This window comes from Chryseobacterium sp. SIMBA_029 (genome assembly GCF_046535275.1).
Classification (GTDB): Bacteria; Bacteroidota; Bacteroidia; order Flavobacteriales; family Weeksellaceae; genus Chryseobacterium.
Genome location: NZ_JAWRXA010000002.1, coordinates 135,749 through 153,424, shown reverse-complemented (window position 1 = coordinate 153,424; position 17,676 = coordinate 135,749). Strand labels below are relative to the sequence as shown.

Annotated in this window: 13 protein-coding genes; 10 read left to right on the top strand and 3 right to left on the bottom strand. The window is 36.5% G+C overall.

Annotation, left to right across the window (positions count from 1 at the left end):
- Positions 1–23 precede the first annotated feature (23 nt).
- Entirely contained in the window at positions 24–1,349 is a 1,326-nt protein-coding gene (locus SB679_RS03945) for a M48 family metalloprotease (protein ID WP_410700911.1), read from the bottom strand.
- 96 nt (positions 1,350–1,445) lie between these two features.
- On the opposite strand from SB679_RS03945, the gene SB679_RS03940 reads away from it, so the two are divergent.
- Positions 1,446–2,597, top strand: coding sequence for a serine hydrolase domain-containing protein (locus SB679_RS03940; protein WP_410700910.1), 1,152 nt, complete (start codon positions 1,446–1,448; stop codon positions 2,595–2,597).
- A 15-nt stretch (positions 2,598–2,612) separates the two neighbouring features.
- Here the strand turns inward: SB679_RS03940 and SB679_RS03935 are convergent, their stop codons facing one another.
- Together SB679_RS03935 and SB679_RS03930 are read right to left on the bottom strand one after the other, a co-directional pair.
- On the bottom strand, positions 2,613–3,884 hold the full coding sequence (locus SB679_RS03935) for a DUF4113 domain-containing protein (RefSeq protein WP_410700909.1): 1,272 nt from the start codon (positions 3,882–3,884) through the stop codon (positions 2,613–2,615).
- Positions 3,885–4,057: 173 nt separating this feature from the next.
- Positions 4,058–5,641, bottom strand: a complete 1,584-nt coding sequence (locus tag SB679_RS03930; RefSeq protein ID WP_410700908.1) for a Na+/H+ antiporter — start codon at positions 5,639–5,641, stop codon at positions 4,058–4,060.
- Between the two features lie 260 nt (positions 5,642–5,901).
- Between SB679_RS03930 and SB679_RS03925 the strand changes: the two genes are divergently transcribed.
- The 9 genes from SB679_RS03925 (at position 5,902) to SB679_RS03885 (ending at position 17,673) form a co-directional block, all read left to right on the top strand.
- Positions 5,902–6,402 (top strand): M15 family metallopeptidase, encoded by a 501-nt coding sequence (locus SB679_RS03925; RefSeq protein WP_410700907.1) that lies wholly within the window; start codon positions 5,902–5,904, stop codon positions 6,400–6,402.
- Positions 6,403–6,491: 89 nt separating this feature from the next.
- Entirely contained in the window at positions 6,492–7,529 is a 1,038-nt protein-coding gene (locus tag SB679_RS03920) for a patatin-like phospholipase family protein (RefSeq protein ID WP_410700906.1), read from the top strand.
- A gap of 342 nt (positions 7,530–7,871) precedes the next feature.
- Positions 7,872–8,030, top strand: a complete 159-nt coding sequence (locus SB679_RS03915; protein WP_410700905.1) for a hypothetical protein — start codon at positions 7,872–7,874, stop codon at positions 8,028–8,030.
- Positions 8,031–8,270: 240 nt separating this feature from the next.
- On the top strand, positions 8,271–8,903 hold the full coding sequence (locus tag SB679_RS03910; protein ID WP_410700904.1) for a leucine-rich repeat domain-containing protein: 633 nt from the start codon (positions 8,271–8,273) through the stop codon (positions 8,901–8,903).
- 22 nt (positions 8,904–8,925) lie between these two features.
- The gene (locus SB679_RS03905) at positions 8,926–11,211 is read left to right on the top strand and encodes a hypothetical protein (RefSeq protein WP_410700903.1); all 2,286 of its coding nucleotides are present in this window, start codon (positions 8,926–8,928) and stop codon (positions 11,209–11,211) included.
- 22 nt (positions 11,212–11,233) lie between these two features.
- Complete coding sequence (locus SB679_RS03900) at positions 11,234–15,373, top strand: hypothetical protein (protein ID WP_410700902.1); 4,140 nt, start codon at positions 11,234–11,236, stop codon at positions 15,371–15,373.
- A gap of 17 nt (positions 15,374–15,390) precedes the next feature.
- Entirely contained in the window at positions 15,391–15,762 is a 372-nt protein-coding gene (locus SB679_RS03895) for a hypothetical protein (RefSeq protein ID WP_410700901.1), read from the top strand.
- 312 nt (positions 15,763–16,074) lie between these two features.
- Positions 16,075–16,995: a helix-turn-helix transcriptional regulator gene (locus SB679_RS03890; protein WP_410700900.1), complete on the top strand. Its 921-nt coding sequence runs from the start codon at positions 16,075–16,077 to the stop codon at positions 16,993–16,995.
- A 54-nt stretch (positions 16,996–17,049) separates the two neighbouring features.
- Positions 17,050–17,673, top strand: coding sequence for an energy transducer TonB (locus tag SB679_RS03885; RefSeq protein WP_410700899.1), 624 nt, complete (start codon positions 17,050–17,052; stop codon positions 17,671–17,673).
- Positions 17,674–17,676 lie beyond the last annotated feature (3 nt).

Below are 17,676 nucleotides of genomic sequence, written 5' to 3'. Positions count from 1 at the left end.
AAACAGAGAATCCTGATCAGTGATCAGGATTCTTTTATTGGTGCATTGGTTTGATAATAGTCTGCAATGTTTTTAACCTCATCCAGACTTAAATTCCACATAAAATTAAGGAACTGCTGGTAGCTTTCACTCTGACCCTTAGGTTCTACCCTATCCAGGTATCGGTTAAGGTTATAATTTTTCCGGGCCTCATATATTTTGGTAAAACATCTTCCGAGCCAGCCTTTATAATATTGTTCCTCTTCTCCGTCCTGTAAAAACTGAAGGCATGTATAAATTCCCAATCCATAATCCTCGGAATGGAAGTAATTCGGAAGGATCTCCATTCTTGCCGTCTTTTGTAAAGCAAGATACGCTTCAGAAGGTGTTCCGGGTTCAACGGCAGTCTTTAATTCAGGAAATATTTTTTTGAGCCTTTCAATTCTTTTGTCCATTTCGGGATGGGAAGCCAACGAATCTTTACTCAGTTTTTCTTTATAAAAATTATAGTTGTACAGGGAGAAATCCTCCTTTTGCATCCATTTATCATTGAATGCCTGCTTGGGAAGGTCAAAAAACTTTTTATACGTTTCCATTTTTAGCTGATTCGGTGAAATCGTATCAAAATCCTGCAGTCTTTGAAGCGCATTCACAAAATCACCTTTTTTGAAATCACCGCTTTTAAAAATCGTATATCCCAGTGAATCAGCCTGCATCTCATGAAGCCGTCTTTCTGCTCCTTTTTTGTACACCCTGTTTTTAAAAATATCAAAAGCTTTCTGGTTCAGGCTCTGGCTACGTGCTTCCGTGGTCGTTTTTATATTCTGAAGGGTAATTTTATCCACCTCATTCTGTTCAATAATCGCTACAAAAGCTTTAAATGAGTGGCCGTCAATTTTATGCCCAAGCTCATGAGAAATAACCGCTGCAATCTGCTCTTCATTGGCGAGCCAGTTATACAGACCCATATTGATCACAAAAGTCCCGTCTGCAAGGCAATACGCGTTGGGAGTATTATCTTTGGCAATCAATATCTTTAAATCCTGCGGAACTTTAGTGTTATTCTTTCGTAAGCGTGCAATCAGGGATTTTATACTCACATCAAACTCTGATTTGAAGATAAAATCTTTGTTTTTAACCTGTTTTTCAAAATCAGCACCAAATTCTTTATAGATTCTGGCGAGTTGTGCTCCTCCTTTTCCTGAATAGTCAGACCTTACCTTTCTGATAAAGGTGTCGTTATTGTTGTTGAAAGTCGTCAAAAAACTCTTTCTCTGAACGTAATCTGCAGTATCCACAGCTTTATAGTTTTGTCCGAAACAGATCACAGATAAGAAAAAGAATAGAAATGTAATGTATTTTCCAGTCATATTTTTTCATCAAATAATCGCAAAAATAACTTATTTGACAGTACGATTCCTTCTTTCTTATCAAAATTATTTTAAATTTGTTTAAGACCGATTCACATGAAAATATTAAAATATGTTGTAGGTGGAACTGCTGCTGTAGTGGCTGCTGCCTACCTCTTAGGATATGACTATCTGTTCAGTGGAATTTCCAAAACCTATCTTAAAGGCAAGTCGAGCGCCTATATTGATGACGGAAAACTTTTTCCCAGCCATCTTATTACGACGGAAACTCCCAAAATATGGGAAGAAGACCCTGAATATAATCAACATGAACTACCGCAACATATCATTGATGACCTAAAGCATGCCCATACCGCCGCTTTTGTGGTCATTAAACATGGGAAAATCCTTCATGAACAGTATTGGGACGGCTATAACCAGCTTTCACATACCAATTCTTTTTCTATGGCGAAAGCCGTTACGGTAATGCTTTTGGGAAAAGCGCTTGAAGAGGGTAAAATTAAAAACCTCAGCGAAAAGATGTCTTCTTTTTATCCCGAATTTAAGGATAAGCCGTTTGGAAATAACGTCACCCTGAAAAATCTGGCTCAGATGGAAGCAGGGCTCGACTGGGATGAGAATTACAACAATCCTTTCCTTCCCAATGCAAAAGCTTATTACGGAACCAATCTTCTCAAAACTGTTTTTTCAAGAAAATTCAAAGAAGAACCGGGAACAAAGTACGAGTATCAAAGCGGATCTACACAGCTTCTAGGCTTTGCAGTAAGAGAAGCAGTACAACAGTCACTCGCAAGCTATTTATCAGAAAAATTCTGGATTCCTATGGGTATGGAACAGAATGCAACATGGAGCGTTGACAGCCATGGTATGGAAAAAACCTATTGCTGCATCCATTCTAATGCGAGAGATTATGCAAAACTGGGACAACTGTTTCTAAATGATGGAAAAGTGGATGATGAACAGATTTTAAATCTTGATTTCATCGAGCAGATGCGAACTCCTACCGAAAAGTCCAAAGAAATCTATGGAATGGGGCTTTGGATCAATAATGATAATCCGGTAAAGCATTATTATTTTTTAGGGCTTCAGGGGCAGTATATTATTATGGTTCCCGAATATAAGATGGTTATTGTAAGAACAGGAAGCTATAACAATCTTCCCAAAAATGACAGGGGAAGACCAGATCAGGTAAAATTCCTGGTAAACGAGCTCACTCAATTTTTCGATAAGGATCATGAAAAAGTATAGCGCCATCATTCATATCTAATGAAATCTGAAGTTGGCTTCCGGAAGTATATTGTTTTTTAAAAAAGCTTCATATTCCGGAGATAATTTGGCGCGTCCGAAAGTATTTTCACCGCTCATGCTTCCCAGACGCACTTTATCTTTTCCAAACTTTTTGTTCATCGCATCCATCGCTTTCATTACGGGCAAATGCTGGTTTTGGGTATCTTCTTCAAAAAGACTGATCAGCCGTTCATTTTCAGGGACAAAATCATTCACCAATACGCCAGCTTTTTTATAATGAAATCCTTCTTTATAAATAGCTTCAAAAAGCTCATGGACTACCCTCCCGATGATAATGGATGAATTGGTAGGATTCGGAAGAATCTGTGTAACGGCATTTTTGTATTCGGGCAAGTCACTTCTAAAACGGTTCGTCTGGACAAAAACAGTCACCATTTTACAGCAGGTATTTTGCTTTCTCAATCTTTCGGAACAGTACATTCCAAAAGTTTCTACCCGTTCCCGGACTTCTTCTTTTTTCGTCAGCATCTCCATAAAGCTTCTGGTAACAGCAATTGATTTTTTCGGAGAGGGAGTATCTAGTTCAAGCTGGCGGATTCCTTTGAGTTCATTAATCATTCTTATGCCATGAATTCCCATGACTTTTCGAACCCACATTTCAGGTTTTTGAAGCAGATCCCATGCTTTATGAACTCCACTGTCCTTCATTTTAACAGCCAGCCTCCGGCCGATTCCCCAGACATCTTCAATGTTGAGCCATTTTAAAGCTTTTTCAATTTTTTGCGGGGTATCCAGCATATAAAGGCCCTTAAACTGCTCGGGATATTCTTTAACAATTCTGTTGGCCACCTTACATAATGTTTTGGTAGGTGCCACTCCTATGCTTACGGGTATCTTTGCTTTTTCCTGAATTTCATTTCTGATTCCCAGGCAGTAATCATGCAGATTAATGTATTTAAATCCTGATAATTCCAAAAAAAGCTCATCGATGCTGTAAACTTCATATTCCAGAACATACGATTGTGCAATCTTCATGACTTCCTGGCTTTTAAAGTTATAAAGCTCAAATTTTGCAGAAAAACTTTTTACGTCATGTTCCTTGAAAAGCTGTTTATACTTAAACGCAGGCGCCGCCATCGGAATGCCAAGTTCTTTTGCTTCTCTGCTTCTGGACACGACACATCCGTCGTTGTTGGAGAGCACCACAACGGGCTTGTTTTCAAGCGTGGGATCCAAAGTCCGTTCGCATGAAACAAAAAAATTATTGCAGTCGACTAAAGCATACATGATAAAAACTGAATATTGTAAGACACAAAATTATGCTATTTTCAATAGAAAATGATCGTTAATTATAACTTTAACATTACCATTAACAACATAACTGTCAAAATATCAATTATTTAAAATACGTCAAGTTTTGTCGTATGAAACCTTTAGCTTTGAAGCCCCAATGGCCTATATCAGATAATTTTAAGGCGTTCTTCTTCCAAATCAATCTGATATAACTGTTGCCGGATTACTTCTTCATCAATCGATATGTCTTTATTAAGCTCTGAAAGATATTGTCTTTGGCTCTCGAGCATTTCAACGATAATCGTTTTGTTTTTCTCGTTCATCCATCCCACATCATCTGCCTTCATTTTTTCTTCCCAATGCTCCAGCATTCGCTCTATTCCCGCATGGCCGTTCAGTTCTTTTTCATGTTTATTTTTAAGAAAATGATAACCATGTTCTTTCAGTTCTCTTTTTATTCTTTGTCGGGTAAGCTCTTCTTTTTCCTCATTCACGAAATCCTGAAATAAGCGCCCCCTCGTTATTAAATAAGGCAGCGTGAGCCCCTGAACCAGCAACGTAACCAGAATGACAACAAACGTAATAAACAGAATCAGGTTTCTATTGGGAAAAGGAGTTCCATTTTCAAGGGTAATAGGAATCGCGAGTGCGGCGGCAAGTGATACAACTCCCCGCATACCGGTCCAACCCAGCAAGAGCGGCATCATCATCTGCCGTCTTCTGGAAGATGCCCGCGGGGCTACGCTAGGTCTAAAAATAAACGTAGCAAGCATTGCAGCATAGGAACTTATTATTCTTGCTGCAATGAGAATACCTGTTACAAGCAGCCCATATTTAATCGCGGTCGCCAAAGGGATTCCTTCAAATCGAAGTCCTCCTACAATATCAGGAAGTTCCAAACCAATGATTAAAAACACAATTCCATTTAAAATAAAAACAAAACTTTCCCAGACGCTGTATCCTTTTATACGGCTGGCACTGTTTAAAAATATCAACCGTCTGGCTGACATATATAAGCCGCCACATACTACAGCCAGCACTCCCGAACTATGAAACTGTTCTGCAATCCAATACATCAGATAAGGCTCAATCAGGGTTAATGCAATATCCGAAGAGGGTTCTGTTGGCAGACGCTTGTGTACTTCCACAAAAATCCAGGCCAGCAAAAGACCTATTCCGGCACCACCGATCAACATCCATAAAAAGCTTAGAGAAGCTTCCTGCCAAACAAACTGCCCGGTCCCTACCGCAATGAGTGCAAACCGAAAAATGATCAATGAAGAGGCATCATTTAATAAACTTTCTCCTTCCAGAATCGCAGAAGTAGAATTGGGTATTTTTACAAATTTCATGATTGCTCCCGTACTCACGGCATCAGGAGGAGACACGATTCCGCCTAATAAAAATCCTAATGCAATCGTAAATCCGGGAATAAAATAGTTAGCTGCCACCGCCACGGAGAGTGCTGTAAAAAACACAACCAAAAAAGCAAAACTCCCGATAATCCGCCACCATCTTTTCATCTCCTTAAAGGAAATGGCCCATGAAGCTTCAAACAAAAGGGGCGGTAAAAAGATAAAAAAGATAAGATCAGGATTGATTTTTATTACAGGCAAGCCAGGCATAAAGCTTACAAGCAGGCCAAAGACAACCAGTAAAATAGGATAGGCTATTTTTAATTTGGCTGCAAATATATTCAGCAGCACAATAGCCGCTATCATTGCCAGAAAAAAAGGTAAGATGGTGTGCATTATAGTATTGTGTTTTTATTTCTTTGAGTGAAAGTCTGATTATCACACAGCTTTCCTTTTACAAATATACAGGCAATTCGCTTTTTTATGATCTTATTTGCTGATCTTATCCAAACTCAATTTTAAATGAATCTTCAGAGTTTCTCAATGAAACAATATTTTTCATATTTTCTTAATTAAAGATTATAAATTTAATTTAATGCGTCAAGTTTAGTCGCAATCATGATATACTTTTGCTTTATAACAAAAAATATACAATTATGGACAAAGTAAGTTTAGAAAGGATTGAAAAACTTCATCCCGCTGTACGGGAAGAAGCAAAACAGATCATTAAAGAATGTGACGAATCTCTTACCGGAAGGGCCAAAATTAGAATTACCCAGGGGTTACGAACTTTTGAGGAGCAGGAAAAACTCTATGCCATAGGAAGAATTACTTCAGGGAAAAAAGTGACCAATGCCAAAGCTGGACAAAGCATTCATAATTATGGCCTCGCCGTTGACATCTGCTTAATGATTGACGGAAAAACAGCCAGCTGGGACACGGTAAAAGACTGGGATAATGATAAAATCGCCGACTGGTATGAATGTGTGAAAATCTTTGCAAAACATGGCTGGGACTGGGGTGGAAACTGGAAGACCTTTAAAGACCTTCCCCACTTTGAAAAAAAGAGCATTTCTACTAAAAAAGGAGTATTAAAAACCAGCTGGAGAATGCTTTCTAAAATGCCCAGGGACAAGCAAAATTATGTTGCATTTTAATTCTCTTTTATTTGAAATTAATTAAAACACGACACGTTCTGTCGCCGTCCCTGACTACCTTTACTTTACCAGAAAAAACAGTAGAAACAATGAAAAAAACAACTATTCTTTCTTTGGACGGCGGCGGAATAAGAGGCATTATTACCTGTATTATTTTACGCTATATAGAAGAACAGCTGCAGTATTATGATAAGCCGACTGCCAAGCTCGGAGATTATTTTGATCTTGTAGCAGGAAGCAGCACGGGAGGTCTGATCGCTTCCATCATTCTATGTCCTGATGAACACCGAAAAGCTAAATATTCAATCCAAAAAGGATTAGAATTATATGCTGAAAAGGGTGGCGACATATTTCAGGTTTCTTTTTGGGAGAAAATGATCAATCCGTTCGGTCTTCTCAATGAAAAAATCTCTCAGGAAGAACTTGAAAAAAATCTGAATGACTTTTTTGGGCATCTTGAATTAAAGGAACTTATAAAACCATGTCTGATCACCAGTTACGATATTGAAAACCGAAGAGCAAAGCTGTTTAATTCATGGAAAGCCAATCTAAGTACTGATAATTTTTATGTGAAAGACATCTGCCGGGCAACCTCAGCAGCGCCCACTTACTTCACTCCGGTACAGATCAAATCAATGTACGGCCAAATCTTCAGTCTGATAGATGGTGGAATGTTTGCCAATAATCCGGCGCTTTGCGCTTATGCTGAAGCAAGAAAAATTCCTTTTGCTGAAGTGTTGAAGAATCACCAGAAAGCCAATCACCCTTCCGTTAATGATATGATCATTATTTCGATCGGAACAGGAATTGAATCACGCTCCTATTCTTTCAAAAAACTGGAAAAAGCCGGAAAAATCGGCTGGGTAAATCCTATTATTGATATTTTAATGTCTGCCAATGCAGAAACGGTAGATTATCAGCTTTGTCAAATGTTCCAGACGTTGGGCCAGAGAAATCAGAAAAATTATTACCGGATTAATCCATCTCTGAAAAATGCATCGCCAAGTATGGATGATGTACGAAGATCTAATATAGAAAACCTGATACAAGCAGGCTTAAGCTATATTGATGACAACAGGGAAACGCTGAACCAGATCGTTCAGAAGCTCATTAAAAACAAAATATAAGCTTTTACCCTTATAACCTATCAATATTAGCTTAAAAGCTTATGATAATCTGATTTTCATTTTTAAGAAATTAAGTAAGAAATAATATTTCACACGTCATGTTTTGACGCCTCCCAAACTTATCTTTGAAATACTAAAAAGGAACAGAAGATAAAATAGAAAATTAAAAACATTAAAATAACACGTCAAGTTTTGTCGCCCTCCTCTACTACCTTTGAAGTATAAGCAAAGACACAAAATAGCAATCCATAAAAACTTTTAAAGCCTTTGAATTCAACACCAACACATGCTGGACAACCAGAATTATGTTCAAATTTCAACACAAATACACAAATACAACCTATGGAAAATACCGATTACAACCCAGACTTACCCCTTGATCAGGAACTCTATACTATCGAATGGAGCGACATCGAAAACACAGAGATAGACTACGAAAATTATCTTAACGATATCGAAAACTTCTTCAGGGAAGATTTTGAACATGATATTTTTGAATAAGAAATAATATAAAGCTTTTTAAAAACACGTCAAGTTCTGTCGCTGTCCGGAATTACCTTTGAAACACCCAATCAAGACACCCGACATCATCCTATAATCATTCACAAAGACCTTTGAATTCACCATTCACAAAATGCTGGACAGCCAGAACTGTGTTTAAAAAGATATAAACAACAAAAAAATGAAGGGATTGAAAAGACCTTTCAAATCTATATTAATATTAAAAAATCACACAATTTTATGAAAACAAAAGAAGAATTAAAACTCCAGTTCGAAAACGGAGACAAGCCTACACAAGAAGATTTTTGGGCCTTACTGGACTCTTACTGGCACAAGAGTGAAAAGCTAGGTAATAATGCCCTGAATTTAATCACTTATCTAGAATTTACTTATTCTCCAACTGACAGCACAGAAATTACGGGTAATGATTCTATTATAGTTTTTCCGGAAGGTATTAAGATTATCGGAGGCTTTAGGTTTAACTTAAGTTCACAAAATCGTATTACAAAAATTCAATTTCCTCAATCACTAGAGACAATTAGAGCTAATGCTTTTGGTGCCCAGTACTTGAGAGGATCTCTAAAAATTCCGGGATCATGCAAAGTTATTGAAGCCAATGCATTCAACAGTGCTGTTGCAGATGTATCAGAACTAATATTAGAAAAAGGAGTAGAAATAATTGGAGACAGTGCTTTTCAATTTCTAAACAATAAGAATTTGACTGACTTATACATCCCCAGTTCAGTAAAATCAGTAGGACAAAATGCATTTAACATTCCATCTCTTAAAACGGTGTCTGCCCTTAACGGATTAGACTTAAGTAATGCAGGCATTCCAGAAACAGCAGTAATAATGCGCTATGTAGATTTATAACAATTAAAAACACAAAAGAAAAATGAAAACAAAAGAAGAACTAAAAAAATATTTCGAAAACGGAGATATTCCGGTACAGGAAGAATTCTGGGAATGGCAGGAATCATACTGGCACAAAGATGAAAAAATCCCGTCAGATAAATTAGATTACGATTTTTCAAAAAAAGCAGATGTAAATGCATCCAATATAAACCCGCAAAATGCTCAGCTTTGGAAAGATAAAATAGAAACACAAACATCAATTCAGAATCCTGAATTGAATGGAAATATTTTAACGATATTTTACGTCGGAGAGAATGCTGTTCAACAAAGTAAATCGGTGGATTTAAGCAGTTTGATAACCAATGATATCAGTATTGAGAATGCAGAATATGATGCCTCTCAAAATATCATTACCATTACTCAGAATGACGGATCTTCGTTTCCAATCAATCTTTCTGAATTTAGTATTATTCCAGCTACAAATCCAGATGGAAGTGTTTCTTTGGCTCAGGAAGGTGTCGAAAAAGTAAAAATACATAAAGTTGGTATTTCAGGCAGCTATAATGATCTGAATGATAAGCCAACTTTTACTGGCAATGACACATTACAATCGGTTATAGACAGAGGTAATTCTTCCGTAAAACCTATTGTTTTCAATGCTGGCGAAGGAAGAGCCGGAGAATTGAACTTTAACAAAAACTCCTATTCACATTATTTTGGAAACCACAGCAATAATGATTTGTCTTATTATACAGTTGGTATCGGATATAATACTTTATCAGCATTAACCACAGGTCAGTCAAATGTTGGTATTGGGTCCTATGCACTGGAAGCAACCACTACAGGTACATTAAATACTGCTGTCGGAGTAAATGCAGGACAAAAACTAACCACAGGCCAGCATAATGCCTATTTCGGTTGGGCTTCAGGGAATAGCTGTACGACGGGTGACTCAAATACAATGCTTGGTGATGAAGCCGGAAACAGAACTACAACCGGATACAAAAATACATTTGTTGGAATGGGTGCCGGTTATTATAATACAACTGGAAACCTTAATACATTGATAGGCTGGAAAGCCAATAATCAATCCAATTTAGGTGATAAAAATATTATGATTGGTGTTTCAGCCGGATCGGGTGTTACAGGCAATAATAATGTCTTTATTGGTACAGGAGCAGGAATGAGTGAAGGAGCAGTTAACAATAAATTAGTCATCCATGGTAACCAAACATTAACAGGATATTCCAATACTGCCGATGGAAGTTTTGGAAGTTTCCAACAAGGCCAATTAAATAGGGCTTTAATCACCGGTGATTTTGGAGATCGCTGGGTTAGAATGAATGCCGGATTTCTACAAATTGGAACACCCGCTTCAAATGCTGATGATATCACAATAACTCCCACAGCAGGAATAACAGCAGCAAAACTATATACTCCTACAAGTAATAACGATTATGTTCAACGTGGTTGGATATTTAATAATTACTATAACCAGACTCAAATTAATTCACTATTGAGCAGGACGTATCGTGTAATGGGTTCCATTAACAATTTTGGGGCTTTACCTACAACAGGTCAAACAGTAGGTGATGTGTGGAATTTACTTGACACAGGTGAAAACTATGTTTGGGTTGACAACTTGAATAATACCGGCATTCCTGGCTGGGATAAGCTCTCCGGAATGGTGGATGTTTCGGGATATATCCCAAGAACAGGAACCACTACAGGTCAGCCTATAACAGGAGATCTGGTTCTTGACAATACAAATGGAAACAGAGAAATCAAAGGAGCTGTACAGGGATCATATATCTCCTTCTTTGATGATGGGGTAATTGAAATAAACAACAGTCCTAATACAAGCAGCAATGTTACTATATCAGGAATGGACTTTCTGGGAACGCAGCAAGGATTTTCTGGGATTATTGGTTCTCATTATTATGGAGATATGTATCAGGACAACTCTTTTATTCAAAAGAAATATGCAGACAAACAGCATTCCTACACTACCAAAGAAGAATTAACAGGTGGAACATGGATTAATGGTAAGCCCGTCTATAAAAAAACGGTGGTTTTCGATCAGATCCCAAGAACAGGTGAAATTGATTTCAAAACTGCATTTCCGGATCTTGAAATCATTATCTCCAACGAGATGTTTACAGAATGGCACGCAATAGATGCTACATTCGCAGGAAACCAATGGCGAACAAAAGTTTGCATTACTGTAGAAAGGGAGAGAGCTACAATTGAGCTGTTGGGTGAACCTAATTATGACTATTCTGTCATTAACTCATTTACCTTGACCCTTGAATACACAAAAAAATAAATCATTAAAACAAAATATTAAAATGGAAACAAACAATGTACCAACAATGTCTGCATTTACCGTAGGAGGATCCTTAGTAGGAGAAGGCATTATTAACTATAAAGAAACAAATAATATGAATACAACCAACAATGCGTCACAGACGCTTTTCAGATTCGTAAGCGTAAGAAGCCCGCAACTATCTGATGAAAAAGATCAGGAAAAAAGATTCATTCTTGCTCCTCAGGCATTAAAAGAAGATGATACTTTTTATCTTCCGGTAGTTAATGGAACCGGATCAAAACAAAGATTATTACAGACTTATGCAGCTAATTATGCAAACAATCCGAAATGTATCTCTTCCGATCGGAACAATGCAAATAATTTAAAAAGGTTCAAAAGTAATTATCCTGAAATATCTGATTTTGCAACATGGTTAGCTAAAAATAAAAGCACATGTACTTATACAGAACTAAAGTCTAAAAAATCCGAATTATTTGAAGGAAAAATTATTGAAAACCCTGAGATTGATTTATGGAATAACTTAATCTATCAAACGGTTACGCAAAAAGATTTCTATATCAAGGAAACGATCATGCAGATGCTTTTAGCATTACATGTTCTTCCAGTTGCTAATGAAGACCAATCAAAAGCATTACTCGGTGCAAGAGTTGTGCTTCCCAAAGAATTAATGCTGGATGATGAAAGCCTTCCTTCTTCCCAAATAGCCTCTAAAATGGCTGTTGGAGAAATCAAGGAGACATATCCAACGGAAGAAATGAAAAAGCAGCAGCTTATTTCTGTTGCCAAAACAAAACTTGAAAAGTATGAATCTTTACAAAAGAATCTTTCAACATTAGAACGACAATATCAAACTGAATATCAGAAAGAATATAAAGTCCAGGATGAGTCTTACCAAGAAAAAAACAGACCTGCTCTTGAAGAATATTACAGCGAACTAGCCAGAGTAAAAGAAGAATTCTGTGCAATAAGAAAACCTGATGTAAAATATGATCCTGCTGACCCATGCCAGCAACCTAAAGAAGTTTCTTATCCTGATATTCCGGCATTCGACTTTTCATTCCGTCCCGAAATAAGTGCAGATGAATTGAACCGTTCTTTAAAACCGGAAAATATGGATGCCCTTCTCGATATTTTAGGTTATGAATTTAACCCAGAATCTGCCAACGAAAGAAGCATAACAGACTCAGAAAATATTGAATCCCTGTTGGAAGGTAAAGATACTTTTGCAGAAATTAATACGCTTATCAAGGAATCTACAGACAAAGCTAATGCTGTTATCGTAGAAAATACAGAAGGAAGTAACGAAGTTTATACGAGTATTGGAGGAGTTATGATGCCGCTGGCTAAAACTACAGCCGTAGCTTATACCTACCAGATTTGCCCTAAAGCAGTATACAAGTTATTCAATCTCGATCTCTCCTTAAATGTTCCAGACTCATCATGGGAGGTATCCGGTGTATCCTATGCTTTATTTGGCAATGGAATTAATGTTGACGGATTCTCTTATGTAAAATCCAGAACAGGTAATACTATTTTCTTAAATGATCTTCTTGGCCAGGGCGTAGAATTTTCTACAATGCAGGACTCTTCTTTTGAAATCAAAGTCTATTTTACCAATGGAAAAATTGCTCAGTTTAAAACTTTAGGGATCAATGTAAGAACGTGTATCTCTTCCAAGTTCGAACTTCTAGTTGATGAAGGAGAACCCTCTGTCATTATTGATGATGAGAATCATTTTATTCCTTCAGGATTTGGCTTTAAACAAATCGGTATTGCTGATTATCTAAAAGTAGAACAAAGTACTCATGCGTATGTAGAAGGCGAAGTTGCACACATCGAAAATGTAATGGCAAGAGAATACCGTGAAAAATCTACCCGAAGATTAAGAAGAAGTGAAAATACAACAACAACCTCTTCAGATACGGAAAGAGAGCAACTTTCTGATACTACTACCGCAAACCGTTTTGAAATGCAAAATGAGATTGCTAAAATAATGCAGGAAGCTTCAGATAACGGCACACAGTTTAATGTAGCAACCAACTATAAAATGGGTGACTTTAACATCAATACGGGACTTGGTTTAAATAACGCCCATCATAGTTCTAAAGAAGAGAGTACCCGACAAGCTATGACACAGGCTCAGGAAGTGACATCAAGAGCTATGGATAGAATTGTAACGAAAGTTCATGAAGAAAGAATTGAGAAAATTATCGATGAGTTCGAAGAAAATAATTCTCACGGATTAGATAACAGAAAAGGAGATAAGCATGTTGTTGGCGTTTACAGATGGGTGGATAAGCTGATGAAAAACCAGATTTACAATTATGGAAAGCGTTTGATGTTTGAATTTATGGTTCCTGAACCTGCCAAACTTCATCTTTTATGGGTGAGCCAGAATAAGGCAGCCTCTACTTTAGTAAAGCCTGAAGATCCGAGAACTTCTGTAGCAATGCCAATGAAAGATTTCACAGCACTTGGTACAGACAGCATTTTAAAATATTGGATCAGTAAATATAATGTTGAAATTGAAAATTTACCTACCGAAGTCATTAAAGTCACCAAAGGCTTTGCTTACGGAAGAGATAAGGTTGCAGATGTAGGAGCATCAAGTAGTACAACAAGTGCTATTGGGATGCAGGATGTCGTTAAAATTCCTGAAGGATATGTAAGTACAAATTATGCCATAAGTGGTGGTGGTAAAGAATATGAAAAATGTCTTTTAAATATCAACATAGCCGATATGCGCGTTATTTCTAACAGTAGTTCACAAACATTTGTTTCATCTGGAGCGTTTTCAGGGTATAGCGGCGATGTTGCGGTTAGTATTTCAACAGACAGATTTTATTCATTTGAAACATCACTTTCAATAACATGTCAGTTAACTTCAGAAGCAAGAAAACAATGGCAGCAGAAAACATTTAAAGCAATTATTGAGACCTATGAAGAAGCTTTAATTGAATATAATAATGCTGTGTCTGAAGAGCAAAATAAAGCAGTAGAAATAAAAGGTTCTAATCCAAACTTCTACCGTCAGATTGAAAATACCGTTCTTCGTAAAAACTGTATCTCTTATATCGTAGACAGAAATGCCGGGTCTACTCATGGCTATGGATTGGAAGGACTTACCCAAGGGTCATCTTTTAGTGATTATGAGACCGTTTTATCATCTAATTTAGATAACTATACAGCCTATATCAAATTTATGGAGCAGGCTTTTGAATGGGAGAACCTTTCTTATTACCTGTACCCTTATTACTGGGGGAGAAAAACCAATTGGAATGACCTGTATCAGTCTGATGACACAGATCCATTATTCAAAGCATTCTTACAAAGTGGTATGGCAAGAGTTGTAGCAACTGTTCGTCCAGGATTTGAAGATGCTGTTCAGTTTTATATGGCTACCGGTAAAATCTGGAATGGTGCTGAAGTTCCGGTAATCGGTGATAATCTTTACTTATCAATTGTAGATGAAATGAAAGAACCGAAGGGAGAGAAACAAGGAAAAGCCTGGCTCACAAGACTTCCTACTGCATTGAATATTCTTCAGGCAGAAAGTATTGGATTGAAAGTTGCTCATGCATTACCATTTACAGCTGAAGATCCGAATGATTTTGAAGTTCCTTCTGAAGTAATTACTGAAGATAAATTCAATTTTGAAAAGAATGACAGTCTCTTAGGTGGTGGAGCTACTGAAAAATGGATTGAAATATCATCAAGATTATTAGATAGTACTTCAGAATATGGAATAATTCAAAACTTTGATGACTCCAATCTGTTTCCCAGAATCTATAAATGCATGGGATCTGATATAGAAATCAATAGAGATGCACAATGGGAAAAAACAGATTCATCTTTAGTCCTTTATAATGCCATAGCAGATGAGCTTTCCAAAATTGATGGGATTCAGGCTTTTCCAAGTGGAGAAAATGGATTAACCTTCCGCATTGACATTACAAAAATTAAGCATTTTAAATTTGCTAAACCGCCTCATTATTCACCAGAAATGGATACTATAGAATTCTTGACAGACGGTGAATCATTTTTAAAATTCTCAGGTGATTTTATCAATTCTGCTTTTAGAATTATGGACAAAAATGGAAAAAAAATTACAAAAGAAGAATATGTGGAAAATATTCCTTTATCAAGATTTCTAATTTAATCAATAATTTTTAAACAATGAGTCGAGTAAAACTCGAGACTATTTGGCAGCATGATAAAGTGCTGCCTTATATCCTCACTACCCTAAAGGACAGGATTGACGATATTACTGCCGTAGAAAAGATTTTTCTTTTTGGAAGCAGAGGCAGAATTCCTTTTGAAGAATGGAAGGAACTGGAAGGAAAAGACTGGGATGTCTTAGTACAGGCAAAATGCAAACTAAAAAATGCTCATGTATTAGTAGATAAAGATTATTATCTTGACCTTCTTGTATTGGATGAGGAAAAGATTAGAACCTATTATTCAAAAAATAAAATGGTAATGGTGTTTCCTGAAAATGAATTAAATAACATAGAAAACCACTTAAACGCTCCTAGAGAAATAACATAAAAAAATTTAGATCCAATAAAAGATTTGGAATAGTAAATATGATGAAATTCACTAAATTTAGATGAATATTATCTTTAAACTATGTGATATCAAAATATAAAACCGCCTCATCATCGAGGCGGTTTTTTAATTGAAAGAAACCGAATTAATTTCAGATAAGACAATTGCATTCTCTATCATAAAATTATGGAAGCCATAAATTAACGTTTTTACATTATTATTGAAATTTTCTTCTTTTAAAACCTAATAAAAAATAAAACACGACACGTTTTGTCGCATTAAGAATCTATATTTGTCTTACAAAATTAGATCATGAAAAAAGATTTTTACCTGACAAGATATGCCTTAATTATAAAAAGATTAGAAAGTTCTCCGGCGACGTATTCTCAACTGGAGGACTATCTTTTAAACTCTTTCGAATTTCAGGATGCTGATATCAAAAGCTACTCGATTCGTACATTGCAAAGGGATATCCGGGAAATTTCAGATCTTTTTAACCTTTCCATTCACAATAAAAAGAAAGGAGATAATCGTTATTATATTGAGAGTCGTCCGATTATGGAAGTAGATGAGTACAACCAAAAATTGTTGGAATCTTTTCAGGTCAGTAATGCCCTAAACCTTCATCCGGATTTTTCCAATTTCATTTTTTTCGAAAGCAGAAAACCTACCGGGATTGAGAACTTTTACGATCTGTTCTTTGCCATTCGTAATAAAAGAGTGGTTTCTTTTGAACACTACAACTATAAAAACAAGCTGATGACCTCCCGAAAAGTTCATCCTCTGGCATTGAAGGAATCCAAAGACAGATGGTATCTTATTGCCATTGATACAAAAGATAAAATCTTAAAATCATTTGGACTGGACCGTATTAACTACCTGGATGTAAGCGATAATAAATACAGAGAAAAATACAGCTTTAATTTCAGGGAATATTTTAAAAATGCTTTCGGTGTAATGAATCTCACCGAGCAAAATCCTCAAAATATTGTCTTAAAATGCAGCAGACATCAAGGGGAATATATTAGAAGTTTCCCGCTCCATCAATCTCAAAAAGAGACCAAGGAAACACCTGAAGAGATCTATTTTGAGTTTTTCCTTCATCCCACTTATGATTTTATGCAGGAGATTCTTTCGTTTGGAAAAGAGGTAACGGTTTTAGAACCTAAATGTTTAGTTGATGACATTCGCACCCATCTTCAGGAGTCGCTGAACCGTTATTTTCAAAACTAATATAAGAGAGAAAGTTCCATATTTTTTGATTATATTTACATAAACATATCCATATTGAAGGCTTTTTTCATCGGTATCTGCTGCTTATTTTCCTGTTTCTGTCTGTCACAGCAGAAAGAAGAATTCAAGCAGGTAAAAAACTATTATAACCAGCATCGCGGTATGCTGAATACTGAATTTAAGAAAAAGTTTGATGCCGAATCCAATACCTTCAAAAAAGCTACCATAAAAAATGATTTCCTTTTTTTTATGAAAAAAATGGATAGTATTGAGAATGTGGCCTTAATCGGAGCACTGCTTAAAGTCAGAAACCTGGAAGATCTCCAAACAATCACCCATACAGGGTATTCCACCGATAAATTTGCAGACAAGTCGACAATTATTGAAAAGCCTGCAGATTATCCCGGAGGAATCGATATTTTAAGACAGGAAGTCATTAATCTCTTTTATGCGGATGGTGTTTATACTGAAACCAAATCCATAAAAACAAATGTGGCTTTTGTCGTGGAAAAAGACGGCTCCATCAGCAACGTCCATGCACAAGGTGATAATTTCACCTTCAACAGACAAGCTGAAATTGCATTATACTCCATTTCGGAGAAGTTTTCTCCTGCTGTCATCAATGGTGATCCGGTACGATTCAATTTCAAATTTCCATTAACCCTGACCTTCGAATAACTA